Source organism: Microvirga sp. GN3, from assembly GCF_055792825.1.
In genome coordinates this window covers 14,229-37,180 of record NZ_JBVVAK010000048.1, presented here as the reverse complement: position 1 = coordinate 37,180, position 22,952 = coordinate 14,229, and the positions used below count along the sequence as shown (strand labels likewise).

21 protein-coding genes are annotated in these 22,952 nt (G+C 59.3%); 11 read left to right on the top strand and 10 right to left on the bottom strand.

Going from position 1 to position 22,952, the window contains the following annotated elements:
• Window positions 1–106: 106 nt before the first annotated feature.
• From ACS5Q1_RS22135 to ACS5Q1_RS22115, 5 genes are all read right to left on the bottom strand, one after another.
• Complete coding sequence (locus ACS5Q1_RS22135; RefSeq protein ID WP_473100204.1) at window positions 107–1,129, bottom strand: TRAP transporter substrate-binding protein; 1,023 nt, start codon at window positions 1,127–1,129, stop codon at window positions 107–109.
• A gap of 85 nt (window positions 1,130–1,214) precedes the next feature.
• Window positions 1,215–2,246 (bottom strand): L-idonate 5-dehydrogenase, encoded by a 1,032-nt coding sequence (locus tag ACS5Q1_RS22130; protein WP_473100203.1) that lies wholly within the window; start codon window positions 2,244–2,246, stop codon window positions 1,215–1,217.
• 72 nt (window positions 2,247–2,318) lie between these two features.
• The gene (locus tag ACS5Q1_RS22125; protein WP_473100202.1) at window positions 2,319–3,086 is read right to left on the bottom strand and encodes an SDR family oxidoreductase; all 768 of its coding nucleotides are present in this window, start codon (window positions 3,084–3,086) and stop codon (window positions 2,319–2,321) included.
• 10 nt (window positions 3,087–3,096) lie between these two features.
• The gene (locus tag ACS5Q1_RS22120) at window positions 3,097–4,296 is read right to left on the bottom strand and encodes a mandelate racemase/muconate lactonizing enzyme family protein (RefSeq protein ID WP_473100201.1); all 1,200 of its coding nucleotides are present in this window, start codon (window positions 4,294–4,296) and stop codon (window positions 3,097–3,099) included.
• Window positions 4,297–4,490: 194 nt separating this feature from the next.
• The gene (locus ACS5Q1_RS22115; protein WP_473100200.1) at window positions 4,491–5,513 is read right to left on the bottom strand and encodes a TRAP transporter substrate-binding protein; all 1,023 of its coding nucleotides are present in this window, start codon (window positions 5,511–5,513) and stop codon (window positions 4,491–4,493) included.
• A gap of 271 nt (window positions 5,514–5,784) precedes the next feature.
• Between ACS5Q1_RS22115 and ACS5Q1_RS22110 the strand changes: the two genes are divergently transcribed.
• Window positions 5,785–5,925 carry a hypothetical protein gene (locus ACS5Q1_RS22110; protein WP_473100199.1) on the top strand — a complete coding sequence of 47 codons (141 nt, stop codon included), beginning with the start codon at window positions 5,785–5,787 and terminating at the stop codon, window positions 5,923–5,925.
• Between the two features lie 122 nt (window positions 5,926–6,047).
• On the opposite strand, the gene ACS5Q1_RS22105 is transcribed toward ACS5Q1_RS22110, so the two are convergent.
• Together ACS5Q1_RS22105 and ACS5Q1_RS22100 are read right to left on the bottom strand one after the other, a co-directional pair.
• On the bottom strand, window positions 6,048–7,025 hold the full coding sequence (locus tag ACS5Q1_RS22105; RefSeq protein ID WP_473100198.1) for a TRAP transporter substrate-binding protein: 978 nt from the start codon (window positions 7,023–7,025) through the stop codon (window positions 6,048–6,050).
• A gap of 61 nt (window positions 7,026–7,086) precedes the next feature.
• Complete coding sequence (locus tag ACS5Q1_RS22100; RefSeq protein ID WP_473100197.1) at window positions 7,087–8,079, bottom strand: 2-hydroxyacid dehydrogenase; 993 nt, start codon at window positions 8,077–8,079, stop codon at window positions 7,087–7,089.
• A gap of 348 nt (window positions 8,080–8,427) precedes the next feature.
• Between ACS5Q1_RS22100 and ACS5Q1_RS22095 the strand changes: the two genes are divergently transcribed.
• The 8 genes from ACS5Q1_RS22095 to ACS5Q1_RS22060 all read left to right on the top strand — a co-directional run bounded on the left by ACS5Q1_RS22095 (window position 8,428) and on the right by ACS5Q1_RS22060 (window position 16,287).
• Window positions 8,428–8,952 carry an ureidoglycolate lyase gene (locus ACS5Q1_RS22095; protein WP_473100196.1) on the top strand — a complete coding sequence of 175 codons (525 nt, stop codon included), beginning with the start codon at window positions 8,428–8,430 and terminating at the stop codon, window positions 8,950–8,952.
• A gap of 236 nt (window positions 8,953–9,188) precedes the next feature.
• Window positions 9,189–9,962, top strand: a complete 774-nt coding sequence (locus ACS5Q1_RS22090) for a GntR family transcriptional regulator (protein ID WP_473100195.1) — start codon at window positions 9,189–9,191, stop codon at window positions 9,960–9,962.
• A gap of 114 nt (window positions 9,963–10,076) precedes the next feature.
• Window positions 10,077–11,018: a sugar kinase gene (locus ACS5Q1_RS22085; RefSeq protein WP_473100194.1), complete on the top strand. Its 942-nt coding sequence runs from the start codon at window positions 10,077–10,079 to the stop codon at window positions 11,016–11,018.
• Complete coding sequence (gene eda / locus ACS5Q1_RS22080) at window positions 11,015–11,710, top strand: bifunctional 4-hydroxy-2-oxoglutarate aldolase/2-dehydro-3-deoxy-phosphogluconate aldolase (RefSeq protein WP_473100193.1); 696 nt, start codon at window positions 11,015–11,017, stop codon at window positions 11,708–11,710. The genes ACS5Q1_RS22085 and eda overlap by 4 nt, the downstream gene beginning before the upstream one ends.
• Window positions 11,711–11,745: 35 nt before the next feature.
• Window positions 11,746–13,374 carry an NADP-dependent glyceraldehyde-3-phosphate dehydrogenase gene (locus ACS5Q1_RS22075; RefSeq protein ID WP_473100192.1) on the top strand — a complete coding sequence of 543 codons (1,629 nt, stop codon included), beginning with the start codon at window positions 11,746–11,748 and terminating at the stop codon, window positions 13,372–13,374.
• Window positions 13,375–13,418: 44 nt separating this feature from the next.
• Entirely contained in the window at window positions 13,419–14,315 is an 897-nt protein-coding gene (locus tag ACS5Q1_RS22070; RefSeq protein WP_473100191.1) for a DMT family transporter, read from the top strand.
• A 981-nt stretch (window positions 14,316–15,296) separates the two neighbouring features.
• Complete coding sequence (locus ACS5Q1_RS22065) at window positions 15,297–15,425, top strand: hypothetical protein (protein WP_473100190.1); 129 nt, start codon at window positions 15,297–15,299, stop codon at window positions 15,423–15,425.
• A 670-nt stretch (window positions 15,426–16,095) separates the two neighbouring features.
• The gene (locus tag ACS5Q1_RS22060; RefSeq protein ID WP_473100189.1) at window positions 16,096–16,287 is read left to right on the top strand and encodes a hypothetical protein; all 192 of its coding nucleotides are present in this window, start codon (window positions 16,096–16,098) and stop codon (window positions 16,285–16,287) included.
• A gap of 60 nt (window positions 16,288–16,347) precedes the next feature.
• Here ACS5Q1_RS22060 and ACS5Q1_RS22055 read toward each other — a convergent pair whose 3' ends face one another.
• On the bottom strand, window positions 16,348–16,677 hold the full coding sequence (locus ACS5Q1_RS22055) for a hypothetical protein (RefSeq protein ID WP_473100188.1): 330 nt from the start codon (window positions 16,675–16,677) through the stop codon (window positions 16,348–16,350).
• 16 nt (window positions 16,678–16,693) lie between these two features.
• The gene (locus ACS5Q1_RS22050; protein ID WP_473100219.1) at window positions 16,694–16,897 is read right to left on the bottom strand and encodes a GcrA family cell cycle regulator; all 204 of its coding nucleotides are present in this window, start codon (window positions 16,895–16,897) and stop codon (window positions 16,694–16,696) included.
• A 1,223-nt stretch (window positions 16,898–18,120) separates the two neighbouring features.
• Between ACS5Q1_RS22050 and ACS5Q1_RS22045 the strand changes: the two genes are divergently transcribed.
• Window positions 18,121–18,339 carry a dodecin gene (locus ACS5Q1_RS22045; RefSeq protein ID WP_473100187.1) on the top strand — a complete coding sequence of 73 codons (219 nt, stop codon included), beginning with the start codon at window positions 18,121–18,123 and terminating at the stop codon, window positions 18,337–18,339.
• 1,463 nt (window positions 18,340–19,802) lie between these two features.
• Here the strand turns inward: ACS5Q1_RS22045 and ACS5Q1_RS22040 are convergent.
• Window positions 19,803–21,014 (bottom strand): patatin-like phospholipase family protein, encoded by a 1,212-nt coding sequence (locus ACS5Q1_RS22040; protein WP_473100186.1) that lies wholly within the window; start codon window positions 21,012–21,014, stop codon window positions 19,803–19,805.
• 1,075 nt (window positions 21,015–22,089) lie between these two features.
• Here ACS5Q1_RS22040 and ACS5Q1_RS22035 point away from each other — a divergent pair.
• A partial coding sequence (locus tag ACS5Q1_RS22035; protein WP_473100185.1) for a hemerythrin domain-containing protein occupies window positions 22,090–22,952 on the top strand: 863 nt, incomplete at its 3' end.

Genomic DNA, 22,952 nt, shown 5'->3' with positions numbered 1-22,952 from the left:
CTCTGTCTGGCGTCCTTATTGTTGTTGTTGGAGTGGACGCGTTACATCGATTGAAAGTGTCGTCTCATCCGGTTTGGATCGGGCTCAATGCCGGAGGATAGGTCACCTATTTTTGCTGCCTGACCTTCTCGATCTCGGCATGAGCCTGAGTGACTAACGCGTCCCCGACGTCTTTCGTGTATTTGTCGATCACGGGTTTGACCTTCTCGCGCATCTTCGCGAGCTCGTCGGCCGGGATCTCGTTGAATACCATTCCCTTAGTCTTCAGCTCGGCGAGCGATGCGGGACTTGATTCGCGACTAACCGCCCGCTCGTAATCGCGAGCCTCTCCGCACGAATCCTGCAGGATCTGTTTTTCATCGCCGCTCAGCTGGTCCCAGAACTTCTTGCCGACGAGGACAACAACGGCACCGTAAATGTGCTGGGTAGGGCTTAAATACTTCTGAACCTCATTGATCTTGCTTGTCAGAATGGTCGTGTAAGGCCCTTCTTGCCCATCGACCGCCTTGGTCTCAAGCGCCGTGTAAAGTTCTGTAAACGGCATTGGCACGGCGTTTGCGCCGAGCGCGTTGATTGTGTCGAGAAACACGGGGTTCTGAATGGTGCGAACTTTCAGCCCTTGAATGTCCTCAAGCTTGGTCACAGGGCGTCTGCTGTTGCTGATGTTGCGGAAGCCGCTTTCCCAATAGCAAAGGCCGGTCAGACCCTTGGCAGGAAGTTTATCAAGTAACTGCTTTCCAACCGCGCCATCCAGAACTGCGTCTGCCTCTTTCTCGGTGGCAAAGAGATATGGAAAGTCAAACAGAGCAAACTCTTTCACGGTGCCGACAACGGCCGAGGTCGATGTCACGGCCATTTCGAGAACACCGCCCTGAGCGGATGAGATTGAAGGAACCTCAGCCCCCAGCTGACCCGCGGGATAGCCCCGCACCGTGATCTTGCCATCGGTTTTTTCGGCCACGAGGTCCGCAAATTTGGTCACCCCAAGCCCAAAGGGGTGATCCGCGGCCGTGCCGTAGCTGACCTTGATCGTACGCTGTTTGATTTCGGCGGCCCCCACATTGGCAGCAACAAGGGCCACACTCAGACCTATGAGACCCGATAAGCTGGTCCTGGTCGTTGTCTTCATGGCAAATCCTCCCGATTGGTTCATGATCGTCATCCGACGTCAGCGGTTCGCAACGACCTTTCAGCAGACCTTTATGGTCCGCAGATCAGAATGTGAGTTGGACCTTCATGGCCTGGGAGCGGTCTGACGCCAGAGTGAAGGCATCCACCGCGCGCTCGAACGGAATTGTTTGGGTGAGCAGGGGCTTCACATCGACGAGGCCCTTGCCCATGAGATCGACGGCAAGCCGGAACTCCTCGTCGAACCGGAACGTCCCGCGGATTTGGAGCTCCTTCGCCACGATGATGTTGATGGGCAACTTCATGTCGCCGCCGAGGCCCAATTGGACAGTCACTCCCCCAGGGCGCAGAGCGTCGAGGGCCCCTCGGAGTGCGGCTTCATTACCTGAGGCTTCGAAGAGAACATCGAAGGTTCCCTTCTCTTGGGTGTAGGGTGCCAGTCCCTGCGGATCCTCGGCCACGTTGATCGTCTTTGTCGCTCCAACCTGCCTTGCGATCGACAGCGGGTAGGAACTCACATCTGTGGCAACAATCTCTGAAGCGCCAGCATATCGCGCCGCCACAACGGCAAGGGTCCCGATCGGGCCGCAACCGGTCACAAGAACCTTTGCTCCAAGCAGTGAACCAGCTTGGCGGGCAGCATGCAGACAGACTGCAAGCGGCTCGGCCATCGCGGCCGCCGCCATCGTCATCGTCGGCGCAATCGGGATGGCTTGGCCCTCATCCACCGTGATGCGTTCGCGGAAGCCGCCCTGTACATGTGGGAACCGCATGGCGCTGCCCATGAACCGCATGTTGAGGCACTGGTTGTGCTGGCCGGCGCGGCAATAGCGGCAATCGTTGCAAGGCAGGCTCGGGTTGACGGCGACTCGCATGCCTCTCGAGACCAGAGAGACGGCACTGCCGACTTCATCGACGGTGCCGGCAATTTCGTGTCCCAGGGCCATGGGCTCCTGCACCCGGACCGTTCCAAAGCCCCCATGATTGTAATAATGCAGGTCCGATCCGCAAATGCCGCCGGCTTCGATCCGAACCCGGACATCATGCGGTCCGAGCGGGGGGACCGTGACTTCCTCGACCCGAAGGTCTTTGGGGCCATGAATGATGACGCCGCGCATGGACTTTCCTCCTCTTGCCGAACTTAAGTTCGGCTTTTCATCGTTCAGGTTGAACCGCCGGTCAGGCTCTTGTCAGAGCACTGCCAGCATGCCTCCATCCACATAGATGATCTGGCCATTGACGTAGTCGGACGCTGATGACGCTAGGAACACAGCGGTCCCGATGAGCTCATCCGGCTTACCCCAGCGCTTGGCCGGTGTTCGGCCCTTGACCCAGGCATCGAAGGTTGGGTTCTCAACCAGCGCCTGGTTCATGTCGGTCAGCATGTAGCCGGGCCCGATCGCATTCGCCTGGATCCCACTCGCTGCCCATTCGGCCGTCATGGCACGGGTCAGCATCTTGATGCCGCCTTTGGCCACCGTGTACGGGGCGACCGTGGCACGGGCGAGTTCGCTCGTCAGCGAGCCGATGTTGATGATCTTGCCGCGGCCGCGCGGGATCATCCGCTTCGCCGCTTCACGCCCGACGACGAACGCGCTGGTGAGATTGGCTTCAATCACCTTGCGCCACTCGTCGGTCGCGAGTTCGACCATGGGCTTGCGCAGCTGGATGCCGGCATTGTTGACGAGAATGTCAATCTCGATGCCTTCCGCATCGAACCGTTCGAAGGTTGCCGTCACGGCCGCTTCGTCGGTGACATCGAAGCGAGCCTCATGAACCGTGTACCCGGCAACCTTCATCTCGGTTGCGGCTGCGGTTAAGCGCCCTTGGTCGGAGCCATTCAGCACGACCGTTGCGCCAGCTGCAGCAAGACCCTCGGCCATCGACCGTCCGAGGCCCCGGGAGGCTCCGGTCACAAGGGCGGTGCGGCCCGCAAGGGAAAACAGGTTTGTTGACATGGCACAGACCTCACGGTTCCGAGCGGCGCACGGTCAGATCGGAGCGATCGAAGACGGCGGGCAGGAGTTCGACGCCAAGGCCCGGACCCTCCATCGGGTACACATAGCCGTTCTTGATCGTCGGAACAGTGGTCACCAGCTCCTTGTACCAGCCCGTATAGAAGGCCCGTACCGACTCCTGGATTAGGGTATTGGGCTGGCTGAAGGAGGCGTGGATCGCGGCGGCAAAGCCGACCGGGCCGATGCAGTCGTGGGGCGCAAAGGGGCGGTGCCATGTCTCCGCCAAGGCAGCGATCTTGCGACCTTCCGTCAGGCCGCCGGTCCAGCACAGGTCGACCATCACCACATGGGCGGCATCCCGCTCGAGCATCTCCTTGTATGGCCACCGCGAACCAAGCGTCTCACTGGCGCAGACCCAGACATCGGTCGAGCGCGCGTACTCGGCGAGCGCCTGAGGTGAGTTCATGCGGATCGGATCCTCGAACCACATGGGAGCATAGGGTTCGAGCGCCCTTGCGATCTTCTTGGCCGTTGGCAGATTCCACAACGAGTGGAACTCGACCATGATGTCCATCTTGTCGCCGACGGCTTTCCGGATCTTCTCAAACGGCGCAATCGCCGTCTTCATCTGCTCCGCGGTAATGTAGAGACCGTTGTTCTCGATGGCAGCAGGATCGAACGGCCAGATCTTCATGGCCGTGATCCCGCTCTCCAGAAGATTCTCCGCCAATGCATCAGCGTTATTCATGAAGCCGTCGAGATCCTCGAAGGGCCCCCCAGCCTCGCCCAGGTTCCAGTTGGACACCGGCTTGATGTTCGTTGAGCGGACATACTTGTAGCCCGCGCAGGTGTTGTAGATGCGCAGCTTGTCCCGGCACAGGCCGCCCAGCATCTGATGGACCGGCTGACCACAGACTTTGCCGAAGACGTCCCACAGCGCGATGTCGATCGCCGAGGCAGCCCGGTACTCGGCTCCCGTCGACGACTGGGCCATCGGGAGGTTCACCATGTCGCGGTGAATGGCTTCGATGTGCAGCGGATTGCGCCCGAGAAGGCGTCCTGCCAGTGTGTCATGGATGTGGGCTTCCACTGCGCCGGCGCCGTAGAAGGTCTCACCGAGGCCGATAACCCCGCTGTCGGTGTGAACGCGAACCCAGAGGACGTTCGCGAATTCCTCAGTTCTCAGGGTCTCAATTGCTGTGATTTTCATTGGCGGCCTCTCAAACCTATAGAATTTCCGTCGCTTCAAATGGCGAATTCGATCCGTGGTGCTGGAGCGTCGCTGTTCCCTTGCCCGCAGCATTGATGGGCCCGAGCATTGACAGACGAGGCTCTTGCATTCGGTCCGCGTTAAGTTCCAGCGCCGAACTGAATTCTCTTATTCGGCGCTGGAGACTCATGACCTCACTGGGAAGCGCGCACCTTCTGGAGTTCCGCCGTCAGTTCCTGGACGAGGGCTCCGCTGATGGTCGTGTAATGCTTCTCGGTCACCGGCTTCAGCTTCTCTCGCATGCGGGAGCGCTCCTCGGATGAGATCTCGGTGATCGTCATACCCTTGCTCTTCAGCTCTTCCGCAGCCTTGGCATCCAGGGAGCGCGAGGTCTCGCGCTCATAGGGTTGCGTCTCTTTGGCCGCATCGAGCAGGAGCGTACGCTCGTCATTAGACAGCTGATCCCAGAACTTCTTGCTCGCGAGCACGAGGAGGGGAGAGTAGGCGTGACGGGTGTTGGACGCGTACTTCTGGACCTCGTAGAACTTGGTCACCTCGATCGATACGAAAGGGTTCTCCTGACCATCAACCGTCTTGGTTTCGAGAGCGGTGTAGAGCTCAGGGAACGGCAGGGGCACCGCGTTGGCACCGAGAGTCGTGAAGGTGTCGATGAACACGGGGATCTGCTGCACCCGGATTTTGAGGCCCTGAATGTCTTCCATCTTTGCCACAGGCCGCCTGCTGTTGGTCAGGACGCGGAAGCCGTGGTCCCAATAGGACAATCCCACCAGCCCCTTTGTCGGAAGCTTCTCGAGCAGTTTTTTGCCCACTGGGCCGTCGAGGATGGCGTCAGCCTCTTTGAAGTTGTCGAAGAGGAAGGGAGTGTCGAAAATCCCGAAATCCTTGTCCATGCCGGTGAGGAGCCCGGGGCCCATCATCGACATCTCGATCGTGCCACCCTGCATGGCGGAGGCGACCACTACCTCACCGCCGAGTGTTCCGCCGGCATAGACCCGGACCTTGAGCTTGCCGCCGCTCTTCTGGTTCACGACGTCGGCAAACCGCTTGGCCCCCAGGCCATGAGCTGACTCCGGCGTGTTGGCGAGTGCCAGCTTGATCGTGCGCTCCTTGATCTCCTGGGCGGATGCGAAGCTGGCAGACAGGACGGCGGATGCCAGCAGGGCCGTTCCCGAGATCGTTCTGAAGTAGCCGTTCATCTGTGTCTCCTCTGTTGTGGCTGTGATGGTCCGCACTCTTGGTGGTGCGATTGGGCGGCTCGGCGAAAAGCTTGGCGGCCTTGCAATTCTCGAGAGTGAGGTGAACTATAAACACATTGTAAAATATCACAACATGTTTGTGAGCCCTCGCACGAATTAGCGGCATACGCTTTCCAGAACCTCAACCATTGACCAGGCCATGGCGCCGTATAAGGGCGGCAGTCCATGGAGCATCGACATTGGCACTCCAAGTCGTGGCGGATAGGCGCTCATGCGGACTGAAGCCATGGAGTTGATAATCTTCCTAGCCAAGGGCGATCTGGATCGAGCGGTGCAGGCCGTAAAAGATTATGTCGGCGGGCACGAGCAGGCGGTGCCAGATCATGGAAAGATGGCGCCCAGGCTTTTCTAGAGCTGGTGGAGGAGGGATAACGGAGTACCGGGCATGGTTCCGAGACTAGCGTGGAACCAGCCACACCAAGTTCTTCACCCCTCTCAATCCTCCCAGCATCAATGCTGGTTTCCACCTTTCCCTTACTGCTCGGCCTCGATGGCACTAATGAGATCCATGCCGTTCTTCTCAGCGTAGGCCTTGCTGACCGGCTCGTAGACCACCTTCCGGAACGGAGCCAGATCAGGCTGCTCCACCACTTGGAAGCCTATCTTCTTCAGTTCCTGAATGATCCTGCCGCTATCCTTCGCGTTGAAGTCGCGTTGGTAGGCTGCCGCCTCGCGCGCTGAATCGACAAGGACCTTCTGATATGCGGGGGGCATCTTGTCGAACCGAGCCTTGTTCATGATTGCAAGGGTCGGCGAGTAAGCATGGTTGGTCAGGGTCAGAAACTTCTGCACTTCATAGAATTTAGAGGACCAGAACACGGGCAATGGATGCTCCTGGGCATCGAAAGCACCCGTCTCCAGCGCTGTATAGAGTTCTGCGATCGCTAAGGGAGAGGGGTTCATCCCCAGCAGCTGCAATGCCTGAATGTGATAGGGATTAGGCGTACTACGAACTTTCAAGCCCTTTGCATCATCGGGTGTCACGACTGGCCGTTTGTTGTTTGTAAGAACGCGCCATCCGTTCTCAAAGTAGGCCAGCCCTTTCAGGTTGTGCTTGCCAAGTTCGTCGAGCAGGCTTTGGCCGACCTTACCGTCAAGGACTTTGTACGCATGACTAGAGTCACGAAAGATGTACGGCAATTCGAGCCCTGCAGTCTGGGGCACGATGCCGTTGAAATTCGTTGAGCCGGAAATCACCAGATCGATGGAGCCGCCACGCGTGAGATTGATCATTTGCTGGTCGTTGCCAAGTGAACTCCCGGCAAAGACAGTGATCTCTACGTCACCCTGGGTTCGTTCCTTGACAAGCTCCGCGAACTTCAGAGCTGCCACGTGTTGTGAGCTTTCAGCTGAAGTTGCATGTCCGAGCCTGAGTTTGAAGTTCGCGGCAAGTGCCGTTGCGGTGCTCGAAAGCACCATTACGCAGCTGATCACAACGCTCAATGTTTTCATCTTCTTTCCTCCATTGGTGAATTACCGGCCGGGCTCCTTCTGATGTGAGTTCTGGCAGGTGCTATCTGTCGTGGGTTAGTCTGTCTCCCCAAACGACATTCTTGCAGGCGCGACCGGAGGTCCGCCTCATTACATTGTCCGCAATTGTACGTTGACGGCGCTGGATGGTGCCATTGGTCCAGCCAGACATATGTGGTGTCATGACCACGTTGGACAGTTCGTGAAACGGCAAAGACGACGGTAGAGGAGCAGGTCGGTCCGGTGATGGGTATGAGTACCAGGTATCAATGACTCCACCCGCAATTTGGCTGCTTTGCAGAGCGTCGAACAGCGCCTGCTCGTCGATGGTTGGTCCGCGGCCGACATTGATGACGACGGCTGAAGGACGCATAGCTGCGAATGCCTGCGCATCTATAATGCCTTTGGTGTCGTCTGTGAGTGGGACGGAGACGACGAGATAGTCGACCGAGCCCCAGAACTCAGGCAGCTGATCAAGCGTGAACGCCCGATCGACGAGTTCAGAGGAGTTGACCGGACTGCGGTTCGCGACGTTTACGACCATTTCAAATGCTTTGGCCCGGGTAGCGATCGCTTTGCCGATATGGCCGAACCCAAGCAGCCCAATGGTCTTTCCAGCCATTTCGTCATGGACGCGCTCGGGCGAGCCTGACCAGTAGGCCCACTCACCTTGACGCAGGCGCTGATCGGCGTCCACCAGGGGAACATGCCGCGCCAATATGGCAGCCATGACGTACTCGGCAATAGCCTGCTCGTGCCCGAAGCAGTTGCAGACAACCGCCGAAGATGGCAACGCCGAGAGGTCGACAGCGTCGTAGCCTGCTCCAGGCACGTGGAACAGTTTGAGTTTCGCCGGGTAAGGCAAAGTCTGGTTGAATTTTACGCCAACGATTACATCGGCTTCAGCGTAGGCTTTCCGCTCTGCATCCGTCGTAAGAGCGTCCGGGAGCACAATGATCTCGGCCTCACCGTTGTACAGGGTGGAAAATCCCTTGCTGAACGAAGCTGCATTCTCACCATGAAAAACAATTCGCATGTCAGCCTCTAACAAACGGTTTGATCGGTGCCGTGACGTATAAGCGGGGAGCGAGGGGTAAGCTCCGCTCTATTGGATGAGACGTGCGATCGAAGAAGATCCAACTGAGTGCCTGCGGGGCCATTGGGCCGCTGTAGGCTTCCGGCTTTTCACGGCTGGAGTGGTGAGTGCTGGCACTGCTCTGCGTGTCACCTTGCTTCTCCCTCAGCCTGGGGCTCCTTTGCCTGTCCCCAATGCATGGGAGTCATATTTGAACATATTGTGATATTTTACAAGAGGGATTATTATGACTCCTGGGGCACACCTATAGCCCTATCCGGGGACGCGTTTTAACGGAGAAGCGAAGCTATGAGGCGCTATCATCCCGAGCCTCTTACTCTAGGAGGATTCAAGCCTTTTGGACAGGTAGATACCTATGAGGGCAAGGTCGGGCAGCATCTCGTTAACGCCGCTTTCGAACGCAGTGCGGGAGCAGGACATCCGATACTCTCGGTCGTGACCCTGGAGAGCGCGGCAAGCTTCCCCTTAATCTTGCGGCGCCTTGAGCGTCATCCACACTCAGCTCAGACCTTTCTCGCGCTGACAGGAGCGAGATGCCTTGTTGTAGCCTGTGAGAACAGCCAGGATGGGAGTCCCGATCTAGAGACGCTTAGGTCCTTCATCATTTCTCCCGCACAGATCATTACGTATCGCCGCGGAGTTTGGCACCACAGTGTCACTGTGCTTCAAGCGCCATCGACGTTTGCGATGGTCATGGCCCAGACTGGGCGCGCGGATGACACTGAGTTCTTCGACCTTGTAACTCCAATGGAGATCACGGTACCTCATCGAGATGGTAGCACGGCTAAGGTTCCCATTTCGTCACGTCAATGAGCGTCAGAAGGGATTTGGGACGACTGAAGCTTGGCGGTTAAGCAGGGAGCGCCCCAGAAGTGACGTCGCTATATATCTGGAAGGTTGTCCAACCCGTTTCTCTCCCAACATTCCAGCCGGACCACTGCATGGAAACGGAACAGAACCACTTGCAATATTTTGTAAAATGTCACAACATCTTTCTAGACGCTTTTTAAGATTATTCTTGGTCCGACGACGAGCACAGGGAGAGGTTCATGGCTGGCCGCAAGCAGACGCGACTGAAGCTAGCAACAGCGGACAAGGCCTCCGAGGCGCCACCCCGCCGCAGCAACCGCATCAATCTCTTCGAGCTTGCCTATGAGCGGATCGAACATCTTATCGTCACCTGCGAGCTCAAGCCTGGCCGTTTCCTGTCGATCCAGGACCTGCAGGAAATGACTGGCTTTAGTCGCACGCCCGTGCATCAGGCCGTGAGCCGACTGGCAGATGACACGCTCATACTCATCCGGCCGCGGCACGGCGTTCAGATTGCTCCGATTGACCTCGCCCGCGAGCGGATGTTGTTGCAGCTCCGGCGGGACATCGAGCGGTTCGTGATCCGCCTGGCGGCCGAGCGGTCAGGACCGTCGCACCGTAACCAATTTCTGCACATAGAACGCCTCCTGCGCGAGCGGCGGGACAGCATGACGGTCGAAGAGTTCAACGTCCTCGACCGGCGCATCGACAAGCTGATTCTAGCTGTGGCCGGGGAACCGTTCCTGGAACACACCGTGCGGCCGCTTCACACGATCTTCCGCCGGATCGGGTGGGTCCATCATCGTCACATCAAGGGGGAGACGGGCCTGCAGACCACGATCGATTGCCACCTTGCGGTCCTCAATGGGGTCGCCAACCGGCACATCAATGAAGCGGCGGCGGCATCCGACGTGCTCATCGACTTCGTCGACAGCATGTTCGATGTCATGGAACGCGAAATTGACCCGTCGCTTCTCGATTGCAGTCTCGAGCCACTGATCGTGCCACGATAAGGGTCAATGGCGTGCGAGCATCTCCATGCCTGAGCCAGTCGTATGCGATGACGCCGTTGATCCAACACAATGGCATGATGCCATTTCGCAGACTGTTCTGATGGAGAGATGACGGTGTCCCGGATCGCTTGCATCGGCGAGTGCATGATCGAGCTCAGGGAGGAGGCAGACGGCCGCCTGTCCCGCGGCTATGGTGGGGATACACTCAACACGGCCGTCTACCTGGCACGCCTGGGAGGTCGCGTTGACTATGTAACCGCACTTGGGGACGACCCGTGGAGCGATGAGATGATCGCCGGGTGGCAGTCCGAGGGCATCAGGACTAATCTGGTGTTGCGACTACCAGAATGCCTGCCAGGTCTGTACGTCATTCAGACGGACGCAAGCGGAGAACGGCGCTTCTCGTACTGGCGCGACAGTGCCGCGGCGCGCTTGCTGTTCGAGCATCCTGAAACGTCAGCCATCTCGGAAGCACTGACGGGCTACGACCTGCTCTATTTCTCCGGTGTCACCCTGTCGCTCTACGGGGAGATGGGACGCCAGCGGTTGTTTGAGATCCTCGACAACGCTCGCCAACAAGGCTGCCGGGTTGCATTTGACACCAACTTCCGACCGCGGAGCTGGCCGGATCGGCTCGCAGCACAGGCTTCCTACGAAGGCGCTTTCGACCGCACGGATATTGTGCTTGCCTCGACCGAGGACCTCGACTTGCTGTTTGGCAGCGAGGGCAAAGGGAAACTTCTTCGTCTTGGATCATCCGCTGAAATCATCCTGAAGCTTCCGGAGCTCGCTTGTCGGGTCTTGAGCCGCGGCATGGATCTGGTGGTCAGGGCAGATCCGGTGGCACGCGTCGTCGACACGACGGCTGCAGGCGACAGCTTTGCTGCTGCCTATCTCGCCACGCGCCTCGCTGGTTCCGACCCGGCGATCGCCGCCGCTGCGGGCCATCGCTTGGCAGGGGCCGTGGTTCGGTATTCCGGCGCCATCATTCCGCGCGAACGAATGCCCGCAATGACTGGTTCAAAGGCCTCTCCTTTGAAGGAAAATGATCCATGAAGTCTGTCTCTGGGCCCGTAGAGATGCCTCGGCAGGACCGCTTGGCCGCACTCCTTCGGGATGCTCCGATCGTTCCCGTCATCACGATCGAACGCGTCGAGGATGCCGTTCCGCTCGCCCAGGCGCTGGTCGCCGGTGGCCTGCGCCTTCTTGAGATCACATTGCGCACGCCTGTGGCGCAGGAGGCTGCCGCTGCCATCGTAACCAACGTATCGGGAGCGATCGTTGGCGTTGGCACGGTCGTCTCGGAGCGAGACCTGGTTCTTGCTTCCGAATTGGGGGCCCAGTTTGCTCTGAGCCCTGGGGCTACTCCAGACCTGCTCGACGCCGCAGCAGCGTCCAATCTGCCCTTCATACCGGGGATAGCGACAGCCACTGAGTTGATGGCTGCTCTCGCACGCGGCTTTGACATCGTAAAATTCTTCCCCGCGGTTCCGACGGGAGGCATCGGCGCCCTTGCAGCCCTCGCTGGTCCGTTTCCCCAGGCACGCTTTTGTCCAACCGGCGGAATTGGCGAGGCAAATGCGTCAGAGTGGCTCGCCCAGCCAAACGTCATTGCTGTTGGGGGCTCCTGGCTCGCTCCCACCGACGACGTCAGGAATGGCGCCTGGCTCGCAATCACCAACCGCGTCCAGCGGACGCTCGCCCAGATCTCTGGGTTCCATAAGGGTCTGAACGAAGTGCCTCGCTGAAGTCCCCCACGCCAAGCAGATTGGAGATCCCGGCTATGATCAACTCCGAAGCTCTCAAGCAGCTCTTCCCCTCTGAAGAAGAAATCTCCTCGGAGCACCGTCCGCCTTCCCCGGTTCATCAGCGCAGTTACCTCGTGAATGGTGAGCTGAAGGCCTGGAACGGGCCTGTCGAAACGGTGCGGTCCCCGGTGTGCGTGCGTGGCCGGGATGGCTCACTGGAGCAGATCGAGCTCGGGAGCTATCCCGTTGGGGGAGAGCCGGAGGCAGAGGAGGCCCTGGCCGCGGCAGTGGCGGCTTACGATGAGGGCCGAGGTGTCTGGCCGACGATGACGGTCGCCGACCGCATCGCCTGCATGCAGAACTTCACAAACCAGACGATTGCCCGCCGGCAGGAGGTCGTCAGCCTCCTCATGTGGGAGATCGGCAAGAGCCAGGCCGATTCCGAGAAGGAGTTCGACCGAACGGTCGACTACATCCGGGCGACCATCGAGGCGCTGAAGGAGCTCGATAACAGCAACTCGCGCTTCCACATCGTCGAAGGCACGATCGGGCAGATCCGGCGCACCCCGCTCGGGGTCGTGCTGTGCATGGGCCCGTACAACTATCCACTCAATGAGACCTTCGCCACGCTGATCCCGGCGCTGATCATGGGCAACACCGTCGTCTTCAAGCCGCCGCGGTACGGTGCACTGCTGTTTCATCCGCTACTTGAGGCGTTCCAGAGCGCGTTTCCGAAGGGCGTCATCAACACCGTGTACGGGCGTGGCTCCGTGATCGTGCCCCGCCTGCTGGATTCCGGGAAGGTGAACGTGCTGACCCTCATCGGATCGAGCAAGGTCGCCGATCATCTGAAAAAGCTGCATCCGAAGGCACATCGTCTGCGGGCGATCCTAGGCCTCGATGCCAAGAATGCCGCCATCGTTCTGTCGGATGCCGACATCGAGCTGACCGTTAAGGAATGTCTCCTCGGAAGTCTGTCGTTCAATGGCCAGCGCTGCACAGCCCTCAAGATGCTGATTGTTCATCAGTCGGTCGTCGAGCCTTTCCTGCGCCGATTTACGGAGGAGCTGGGCAAGCTCAAGGTCGGCATGCCTTGGGAGAAGGGGGTGAGCATCACGCCGCTGCCAGAGCCTGGCAAGGTCGATTACATGACCCAGCTTGTTGAGGACGCCAAGGCCAAGGGAGCCCGCGTTGTCAACGAAGGTGGCGGAGCGGTTTGTGGAACCTTGTTCTATCCAGCAGTTGTCTATCCCGTAAAGGATGGCATGAAGCTTTACCGGGAGGAGCAGTTCGGGCCGGTTGTCCCCGTGATGCCGTTCGAGGATCTCGAAACAGCTCTCGAATATGTCATCACATCCGAACACGGGCAGCAGGTCAGCATCTTCAGCTCGAGCCCCGACCAGATCGGTCGCCTCGTCGATCCGCTCGTCAATCAGGTCTGCCGCGTCAACATTAACTGTCAGTGCCAGCGTGGGCCGGATGTGTTTCCGTTTACTGGACGCAAGGACTCAGCCGAGGGCACGTTGTCCGTCACCGATGCTCTGCGCTCGTTCTCGATCCGCTCCATGATCGCCACCAAGCAGACAGAAGCCAACAAGCAGTTGCTGGACACCATTGTGACCGAGCACAAATCCAACTTCATCAACACGCGGTTCATCTTTTGACGGGTACTGCATTGGGGTGGAACCGAAGGTAGCCGATCATCTCGATGAATGAACCTGCCATCCCTCGCGACCGGCCGCTGCGTGGCATCGTCCTCATGCTGGCCGCGCTGGCCTTCTTCTCCTGCTCGGATGCGGCCTCCAAGCTCATGACCGCGACCCTGCCCGCGGTTGAGGTGGCGTGGCTGCGGTTCTGCGTGTTCACCCTCCTGATGCTGGGGACTGCGGTCGGCACGGGACAGGCACATGCTCTCCGCTCCAAGCGACCGATCCTGCAAACCCTGCGGGCGCTCGGTGTGCTCGGCTCGTCCATCTTCTTCATCATGGGACTGGCCTTCCTGCCGATGGCCGAGGCCACGGCCATCGCGTTCATCTCGCCGATGATCGTGACCGCCCTTTCGATCCCGATCCTCGGAGAGGTGGTCGGGTGGAGGCGCTGGAGTGCCGTCGTGGTAGGGCTTCTTGGCGTTCTTATTGTTGTGAGGCCTGGAGTAGGCGCGTTCGATCCGGCTGCGATCCTGCCCATTCTGTCGGCTGCCAGCTGGGCTGTTGCCCTGGTGGTGACGCGCAAGATGAGCGTGGCCGACGGTCCCCTGGTCTCCCTGGCCTATGCAGCGGTCATCGGCTTGCTGGTCACCTCAGCTCTCGTACCATTCGCGTGGGTGACGCCGGGGTGGCATGAGGTGGGTCTGGCGCTCGTCACGGGTGTAGCCTCCACCGCTGCGCAATGGCTGGTCGTGCTGGCGTTCCAGCAGGCGCGCGCCTCCGTCCTCGCGCCGTTTTCCTACAGCCAACTCGTCTGGTCCGGACTCCTAGGCCACATCATATTCGGCAACGTGCCGGACGAATGGACGCTGGCTGGTGCGAGCGTGATCATCACCAGTGGCCTCTACACCGCCCATCGCGAGCGCACGGTTAGGGTGTCGTCTGCTCTTGCAAAGTAGATCAGTGCACAGAGCAGATCTCTGCGCTGCTACCACCTGAGCCAGCTGGCGCCCAGCGCCTATGACCTTCTCCTGCATGACACCATCATTGCCAGCGTTGTCAGGAACGGCTCACGCCAACCCTACACCTGGACCGCCGAGTTGTTGGAGGATTTGCCACGGAACAGGCGGCCCTTGCCCTTCCGGAAGAGTGAGCATGATTTCTCATCCCTGGACGAGTTATGCGCCTGGCTCGGCCACCCGCTGGTGAAGACCAACAACCGGCATACCGCCTCTCAGGGCGTGTGAGATTGCAGCGGCTTCGCTGTGAATCCCTTCGCCGTATAGGAATCCAGCTCATCCGTGCGCACTCTGAAAGCGCCCCGGCTGAGGCGCTGTCTCATGCCTCAATCAGGGCGCTCGCGGGCCAAGGGAATGACGCCCATCGTCGATGGAGGCCGCTCATAGGAGGCGACAATCACGCATGCCAGCCCCGTCCTGGCCGGCGTAGCGCAATGACACCAGCGTGCTAAGGGTAGCAGCCTTCAACCATAGCACTTCGCAATTCATCGGAATGACTGATCCTCAGATCTTCGCCTTTCTGGTGATGCCGTTTTTGTTCGCCCTGAGCTGCTGCATGGTGGTCTTCAGCAGCCGGAAATCGGAATCGGACAACCCCGCTGATCCGCCCGCACCAAGGACCAGGCCGAACGCCTACACGCGCAAGTCCCGACAGCAGCCGACAGCCAGCAAACGAACGGGTGCGGCGGAGGTTTAGCCGCGCCTCACATTGGTGTGCGGGGCCGCATGGTCCTGCTCCGACCTTTTGCCGCTGCCGACGAGACGGGACTGCCCACAGCACCAGCATCAAGGTAGGCCCTGTGTCCCGCAGGCTACAGACATCCGCGCGCCAATCGAGCAAATGAACTCCGGCCGAGAGGCACGATCGATCGCTTGTTTCACCAATTTCCCAGAACCAGCCGAATTTTGAAGGTCTTCACCATGCAGCAGACAGAAGTCACAGCGTCCGCGTCTCCTGTGCTCACGCCGACATTCATGTCGGCTGCCATCCGATTTGTCGCCTCACTTGCTGCCCTGATCGGGGTCAGTCTCCTGCTCGCCAGTCTCTGAGGGCGCATTGTCCTGGGCCTGTGTCCTTTTCGATACAGCCACAGTCGCGTTGATCGGGCATTCTGGTCCAGTCCACGAGGAGCGGCTGGAGGGCGGTCCTCCCTGGAACTCAAGCGCCTCTGCACACGCGAGGCGCTTCTCTTTGTTAGGAGAGGGCTCAATGGCCAGCATGCCCTCGTCCAGACGCAGCTTTCCCTCGCATGGTTGTGTCCTAGGTTCACGGCAGGGCGAAAGCCCGTCGACATTTATGAGAGAGGCCGCACCGCGTCCCACGCATCGCATATTTTAGGATTGCTCCGTCTCTGGTTCGCCTGATCCAGAAGGAGAGGGAAGGCGAGGCTGCCTGTGCGTGATTCAGATGGTGCAGATCAGATCCACGCCTGACGCTGCGATCGCGGGCGCCGGTCGGATGCCTCCGGCAATTCAATCTCTTCAGTGGAAAAACACCCCAGCGTGATGAACAGCCATCCTTGTCGGCCAGCGCGCAGACGTGCGCCCTGACGGATGCTGGGTTGTCTGAGGTGCCGAGCCTGACGTCGAACTCAAAGGCGCCAAGGAGGAGGCGCATGGGCGTCTCCCCTTCCTATCTAGCCCCTGGACACGAAAGTTACCGGGGAAAGGAACCTGGCAAGCCGCAGCGGCTTCCTGAAAAGATTCTGAGGGTATGCTCATGTCTGATATTCCCTACCCTGATACGCCTATTCCCTACCCTGATACGCCGCAGCCCGACATTCCAGTGCCTCCGCAGCCTAACTGGCCGACGCCTGTTCCCGAGACGGAGCCTGAGCCCGACGAGGAGCCGGACCTGCTGCCACCGGAGCCATCCGAGCCACCCGGGGACGATGTTCCGAAGGTCGGTTAACGGAGCCTCCTCAGCAGAAGAGATGGCCAAACCCGCGGCAGAGCGGATTATCTCAGGGCTCTAAGTCTCTGGATCGGATAAGGCCGCATACCAGTCCGCATAGGGCGTGTTCATCACCCTGCGACGGTTGTAGTCCGGAGCACCATCGCTCCACCACACGGGACCTCGTTCACCAAGCGCTGTCTTTGCGGCGGCGACCTGCATCCGGACCGCTCGCGTCGCCTCCTCACCACGTGCCTCGTGCACTGCGCGGCGCGCCGTCATCAACTCACCCACGAGCCGTTCTCGGTCGGCAGGATCCAGAGCGGGATTGCTCAAGCGCCAGAGCCGTCCCTGCACAACAAAGTAGCGGCCGTCTGGCGTTCGGGGATACCGGTCAGAAGCAGTCACGAGACGGACCCAACGCTCAGGCGAGCCGAGGGGAGAGCGGTTTGGTGTAAACCAGCCGCCTGTGCCAGGGGCACCAGCTCGTCCCTGGCGCTGTTGGCGCGCCGCAGAAGATCGTCTCTGATCCAGCGTCCGAGACGACAAAGCGGCACTGCTGCGCCCGAAGCTTCAAGAGAGGTTCGATCGCGCGGGGAGGGCTCAGCAATCTCAGACACAGTACCATCGGGCTCATGAGGGTAACCTGGTGATAGCGGACAAGTGCCATACAGGTTCCATCGGCTGCAGTTTTGGGTGGCTTGAGCCCCTTGGTCGTGACGAATGTTGGATATGGTGAGGTAACCCGCCCTCAGGCGCTTTGGATCGCCCGTGACGCTGAAGGTGCAGCGGCCACACGAAATGAGACGAGATCGGGTGAAGCGGGCTTTGACGTCTCACGGATCAGGACGCGGAGCGCTCGACGCTCGCTCATGACAGGCAGTTGGCCGGCTGAAAGCCAAGCTTTGCCGCCAAGCCGCCGGAAGGCGGAACCAGGGATGACCGCTCGCCCGAATCGCTCTTTCCGACCGACTGCGACAATTGTGCAACGCACAAATTCCTGCTCGGGGCGTTGTCCTGTCGGTCAAGGGGAATTGGTCAGATGGGTCGCAAGCAAACACCTGCCGAATGGAGTCGTCGAAGAACACGCCATGATCCTCCCGCACTCAACGAAGCCATCGCAGCCGCTCAAGGTTTAACCGGGCACATCGAGGCTCAGATCGAGATCGCAGCGCAGTTGATGGGCTTGCCAGAGGCTGAGGTCCGGCCGGAGGTTCTGAATGCAGCAGAGAGCACTGCTGCAGTAGTGATAGGAGCGGCTCGCGCCCGCCCGCGTCAGGCCCAGGTGGTTATTGTCGAGCGCAGAGGCTCTCGAGGTCCGCGACGATGACGGGGGCAATCGTCTCGCGGCAGGAGAACTTCGTAACAGCAATGCCCCTTCAGCTGCAGCAGCAAGCCGACGATCGGCCTCGCAATGCCACCAGACGGTCACTCTTCGACAGGGAGCTATTCGATGATCCGATTTCCCTTGCAGGCGCGCCACGGCCGCATCCTTGGTCCAGGGTCATTCCGCGAAACTCGTTTCACAAGGCGGGCTGCGCGGTGATCCGGCGGTTCGTAAGTCCCAGGCCAACTTCGAATGTACTGGTTGATGGCATTCTGCTGGCCACAGTTCTGACAGCTGGCAGTGTCGCTCTCCTGTTGTGTGCGCAGCTGCCGTAGCGGCAGGTTGCAAAATTCCGTTTTGTGACGGCTTGAATCACCACCCGCAGCGTGTTGGCTAATGACCTTATCACCCTGTTCGATGGCTCGGCAGGATCATGTCCCCGATCCATCTTACGGAACATCGTGTGACTGGCAATCTCGGCATAAGCTTCTATCTGCTCTCCAGATCATAATTTGGAGCGTGCCATGCCAGATCATGTCTACAAGGTGGTCGAACTCGTCGGTTCGTCCGAGACCAGCATTGAGGATGCCATCCAGACGGCGATCAAGCGTGCCGGCCAGACATTGAGAAATCTGCACTGGTTTGAGGTCGTGCAGACCCGCGGGCATGTGGAGGACGGTGAGGTCCGCCACTACCAAGTTGTGCTCAAGGCCGGCTTTACTCTGGAAGACGAGTCTCCGTAACAAAGGGCACCAGCCCTTCAGGTCGGTCCAACGTCCGGGAGGATGGCCGGGCCGTCGGCCCTTCGCTTGACCGACACGTGCTGCACAGCGCGGCTCAACATGTGGTGGTATCACAGTCGCCGCGCACCGCGCCATCGTCCCAATGCGATGCCTCTATCCGCTCGTTTAACGAACGCGCGGCCCGCAAGAATGATTGCGATCCTCACTTCCGTTTATGAGATCTTTCTCAAGTTGAATTTCACTCCGGTCCACAGGAATGACAGACAGGCAACAGAACGGCTCTAACGGATAGTTCAGAGCAGACCTGCATTGTGAGCGTGCGCGAGACCAGCAGCCCTCGCGGCTCGGGCAGGGCGGCCTGTTCTTGAACAGCCTGGGTCATGCGGCAGTCTCCGGGGATAGAGCACTTCAGGTTGTGAGCGCGATGATCATCGTATCAGCGCGGCTGGGGTCGCCTGGCCTGCGACTTTCCTGATGTCCTTGCGCCCGATGCCAAGACCGCCAGGTGTTCACTCCAGGAGGCATTCGAGTTCTCGAATGGTCGCGCGATAAATGAGCCACCTTTGGATCCTGTTGAGAATAAGCGCTATCAGCATGGGCTCAAATCTTGGTTGAGCAGCTGTATCGCAGAGCCCGCGGGCTCTGACCTCAGATATTTTTGAGAGCGCGATTATCTCGACTTGGATTTCCTGGCATGCTTCCAGACACGGGTCGCCACCCGGAAAAACATGAGAAAGATCATGTAAGGCTCACCGGTTAGCGCTGGGGCGGCTATGCCGGACCGGCTTGGTGTAAGGGAAGCTCTGCTCCAGCCGAAACATGGCCTCCCGGACCGTTTCCGCCAGCCGCAAAGCGAGCACTCTTGGAATTGGCTTTGGACCAAGCGGGCGAACGATCCGATGGTCGACGTCTAGAAAGATTTTGCTGGTAACCCATGCCTCTTGCAGCTGAGGCGGGTGCCGATCTACCGCTTGCAAGAATGCGATCGACAATGGGCCATCTCCTGTGCTGTCAGACACGGATGATCCCGAGCGCTTCCGTTCGTGTTGTTGCGAGAAGAATGAGCGGGATGGCTGTACTGTGGTAGGTCGGTCCATGCATATGACCTATGCGGAACCCGCACAGAACATTTCGCGCAAATCATAAACTGAGCGACTGTGCGGGCTCTCAGGTGTTCCTTAGAGCATCGTGCGGAAAAGTGGACCCGGTTTTCCGCAAGAACGATGCTCTCGTCTAAAGAAGAAGCATCGGATAGATCCCAGACGTGCAAGTCCACTTTTGGGTCCGATGCTTTAGCGGATGAGCATCAGTCGAGTGGCTCATGGCCTCTCTATCTCGGCAATCGGCGATAATCATGCGTCGCACATTCCCACGTCTGATGAGATCGGCTGCCAAGCACAGGCTCGACAGGAACAGCCCTTGTTCTGACCGCATAAGAACTCAGACTACTGGTCTCAGTCGGGTCAGTCGGCTTCATCCCCGCCAGATGAGGTTCTCCAGGACAGACTGAGCAGCTTTGCCAGCCTTTTCTGCGACTTCTGCCACAGGTGTCTCACGCTCAAAGATAGTGGTGAGGTGATCGATTGTGTTCTCGTCGAGGGAGGCAGTCCCGCAGTCTGTGGTGGACTTGCAGCTCTGGACGGATCAATGGATGGTAGCTCTGAGCCTCCAGAGAGCCAGCGATCTGCCGCCACCCGCCCGGCATCTCGTAGCTGGCACAGAAAGCGCCAGTCCAGGTTCAGGGCACTGGATTGGCTCAGCAGAGGGTACTCCGTCTCAGCCGAGACATGGTGAAGACGCAACTTCTGCAGTCTCTGGAGCAGACGTGACCCTTGGACCTCAACCTCGGCGAGCTTCGTCATCGCCGCAAGAGCATCCATGTCGCGCAGGAGCGAACTGTTGAACGTAATCTGTTCCATCCGTTTCACGATTTCAGAAGCCGTTGTCGGCATGTCGGCCCCGGCCGTGGGCATGATCTGTACAATGAGGATCTCGGATGCTTGAGATCGCGCGACCAGCGGGATCAGCGGCGGGTTGGCCGAGTAGCCGCCATCCCAATACGTCTCACCATCAATGGAAACCGCGTGATGGATCACGGGCAGGCAGGCTGAAGCCAGAATGACGTCGATTGTGAGATCTTTCTCCTGAAAGACGTGCATCTTGCCGTCGCGGACGCGCGTCGCCCCAATCAGGAGGCGTAGGCTTGGGTTGTCTCTCAGAACATCGAAGTCGATTTCGTTGGCGAGAAGCGCGCGAAGCGGATTCAGGTTGAACGGGTTGAACTGATACGGCGACAGAATACGGGTTGCGATCGCGGCGGCAATGCCGGGCTGGATTCGGGGAGCAGCCTCACTGGCTCGCTGCCAGAAGCGTTCCAACCGGTTCCTTGCCCCCACTCGACCACCGTCCACGAGGCCTGACGCCAGGAGAACAGCATTCACAGCTCCAGCGCTTGCTCCGCTGACAGCATCGAACAAAAGATTCTCCTCCTCCAGGAGCCGGTCGAGCACGCCCCAGGTGAATGCTCCGAACGACCCGCCACCCTGAAGAGCGAGTGAAAGGGATCTCGCTTCTTGGCGACTCTCATGAGGATGACCGATTGAGGCCGATGCATGTGCCTCGACGCATTGCTCCTGATCGAGTCGAGCAGACCTGACTTCAGGTGATGATCTCATCGAGGCAAACCACGCAATGTAGCATCAGGTCTCAAAGACGTGCGGTACGGTACGATTCTGATCCGTCTTCGATCATGAGGAAATCCCATTTCAAAACGGTGAATGCCTGTTCTCTCGCCACACTGCATATTCCGAGTGCGCTGTTGCGCAGATGCCATTCGCGCAGAACATCAGATCGCAAAGGTATCCTGTCCGTTGCGTCGACCAATCCCGTTAGACAAGAGGGCGAATTGTAGGGTAGCGTCCCCAAATGACCAGTCAGTGTTTCCAATCAAACCGGAAGGCTGCTCCTGGAGACACACTTGCCATGAGTTCGCCCTATGGAGCCGTAGCCTGGTTGAATATCGCTTGGGACAATAGGATCCGATGGGTGCACATACCTTTGTCGTTGATGAACGGGAAATTGGCACCGTTCGGGTCGACCTCTTCCTCCTGCAAGAGCTGGCGATCTGCTTGCCGAAGATCTTGCGGAGATGACCTGCGAGCACGGACTCACGATTTCCGAGGGAGATCAGTCACCTCAGCAACCGGCTTTCTGGACGACAACACGCGACTTCAATTTGTTTCGACGGCAAGCCAGTTTCCACTCATATACGGCTCATATACGGATGGAGGTCGAATGACACCCCAGTGCTGCTTTGTTCACGAAATAAGAACGACAGGGGCACGCTTCGGCGGCATGAGAAGCCATAGCCCTGCTCGGGTGCGATCTGTCGGCCATGCTCCTGACTTCGCTGGTCGAAAGGCCAGAGACTTCTTGCAATGGCGGCTTGCGCATTGCGGTCTGCTTTGTCGCACGACAGAGCGTGGAACCTTGATCATCGTTGACGAATTAATCCGCGTTAAGAACAGCAAGAGCGGGCCGCTCCGTGAGCGGCCGGGGTTGAGGGACAAACGTCCTGGCTGTTGAGTAGCAAGTCCACGCCAGACGAGCCGCCGATCGCGGGCGCGACGTATGGCCCTGTCGGCCTTGCGGCGCGCGTGATGTTTTTCGTCCCGTCGACATAAAGGTGTCACATGCTGTGGCGCAACCTACAGCGCTTGAGACGGTCGCTTTCATCCCTTGTGAGGACCAATGACGAACGGACGGTTCAGCCAGGCTCCGCCGGACAAGGCCAACGGGCTCTTCGACAAGCTTCTCGCGACCTCTGACACCGCGGTCAAAACCCGCGAGCGGCTGTATGCGGAGCTGAAAGAAGAGCTGGGGCTTCTCGCCACCCTCCAGGAAGAACATCTGTTTCCGGTGCTGACCCGGCACGGAATGCACGATCTCCTGCGGGAGGCCATCACTGACAATGAGGAGACGGCCGCGCTCCTCAGCGAATTGGAGCGGATGCCCAAGAACAGTGCTGAGTTCATCAGCCAAGTGACCGAGCTGCGGAACGTATTTCAGCAGCACATCCGCGACGACCGGAAGGAGCTGCTTCCCGCCGTGCTCAAGGTGCTGAGTGACGAGGAAGCCAACGCCATGGTCGAGACAGTGGAGGATGAGATGGCGACCATTGATGAGATGAAACGCGCCGATAACCGCCGGGCCCGTGAGCAGACCGAAGCCGTCCAGCGCGTGACGGAGGACGTGGCCGACACGCTGCGGGCCAGCGTCGAAAGTGCCCAGACCATGGCGCACGCCATGCAGGAGGCGATGGGGACCAGCTTCGGCGCCTTGTCAGAGCTGACCCGCCGCACAACGGGCCAGGGCCTGCAGATCGTTGGCCGGGCCGACGGCGAGGCCCTGGGGCTGAGCGAAGACGCGGCCCACAATCTCCGGGCGGCCGCACAGTCCAGTACGGTTTTGGCCCGTGGTCTCCAGGACAGCTCCAATGCGACGTCGGCGAAGACCGACGCCAGCTGGTGGAGCGCGCTCCGTAGGACCTCTGGTGCCCGGTTTTGGCATGACCTGACACGCCGGCGGGCCTCTAACACCCGGCGCAGAAGCGA

Coding starts and splice junctions, on each gene's coding strand:
- ACS5Q1_RS22110 (WP_473100199.1), top strand. CDS start 5,785: ATGCGGACTGAAGCCATGGAGTTGATAATCTTCCTAGCCAAGGGCGAT.
- ACS5Q1_RS22105 (WP_473100198.1), bottom strand. CDS start 7,025: ATGAAAACATTGAGCGTTGTGATCAGCTGCGTAATGGTGCTTTCGAGC.
- ACS5Q1_RS22045 (WP_473100187.1), top strand. CDS start 18,121: ATGCCAGATCATGTCTACAAGGTGGTCGAACTCGTCGGTTCGTCCGAG.
- ACS5Q1_RS22120 (WP_473100201.1), bottom strand. CDS start 4,296: ATGAAAATCACAGCAATTGAGACCCTGAGAACTGAGGAATTCGCGAAC.
- ACS5Q1_RS22100 (WP_473100197.1), bottom strand. CDS start 8,079: ATGCGAATTGTTTTTCATGGTGAGAATGCAGCTTCGTTCAGCAAGGGA.
- ACS5Q1_RS22070 (WP_473100191.1), top strand. CDS start 13,419: ATGAATGAACCTGCCATCCCTCGCGACCGGCCGCTGCGTGGCATCGTC.
- ACS5Q1_RS22130 (WP_473100203.1), bottom strand. CDS start 2,246: ATGCGCGGCGTCATCATTCATGGCCCCAAAGACCTTCGGGTCGAGGAA.
- ACS5Q1_RS22040 (WP_473100186.1), bottom strand. CDS start 21,014: ATGAGATCATCACCTGAAGTCAGGTCTGCTCGACTCGATCAGGAGCAA.
- ACS5Q1_RS22095 (WP_473100196.1), top strand. CDS start 8,428: ATGAGGCGCTATCATCCCGAGCCTCTTACTCTAGGAGGATTCAAGCCT.
- ACS5Q1_RS22115 (WP_473100200.1), bottom strand. CDS start 5,513: ATGAACGGCTACTTCAGAACGATCTCGGGAACGGCCCTGCTGGCATCC.
- ACS5Q1_RS22065 (WP_473100190.1), top strand. CDS start 15,297: ATGCAGCAGACAGAAGTCACAGCGTCCGCGTCTCCTGTGCTCACGCCG.
- ACS5Q1_RS22090 (WP_473100195.1), top strand. CDS start 9,189: ATGGCTGGCCGCAAGCAGACGCGACTGAAGCTAGCAACAGCGGACAAG.
- eda (WP_473100193.1), top strand. CDS start 11,015: ATGAAGTCTGTCTCTGGGCCCGTAGAGATGCCTCGGCAGGACCGCTTG.
- ACS5Q1_RS22125 (WP_473100202.1), bottom strand. CDS start 3,086: ATGTCAACAAACCTGTTTTCCCTTGCGGGCCGCACCGCCCTTGTGACC.
- ACS5Q1_RS22060 (WP_473100189.1), top strand. CDS start 16,096: ATGTCTGATATTCCCTACCCTGATACGCCTATTCCCTACCCTGATACG.
- ACS5Q1_RS22075 (WP_473100192.1), top strand. CDS start 11,746: ATGATCAACTCCGAAGCTCTCAAGCAGCTCTTCCCCTCTGAAGAAGAA.
- ACS5Q1_RS22050 (WP_473100219.1), bottom strand. CDS start 16,897: ATGGTACTGTGTCTGAGATTGCTGAGCCCTCCCCGCGCGATCGAACCT.
- ACS5Q1_RS22135 (WP_473100204.1), bottom strand. CDS start 1,129: ATGAAGACAACGACCAGGACCAGCTTATCGGGTCTCATAGGTCTGAGT.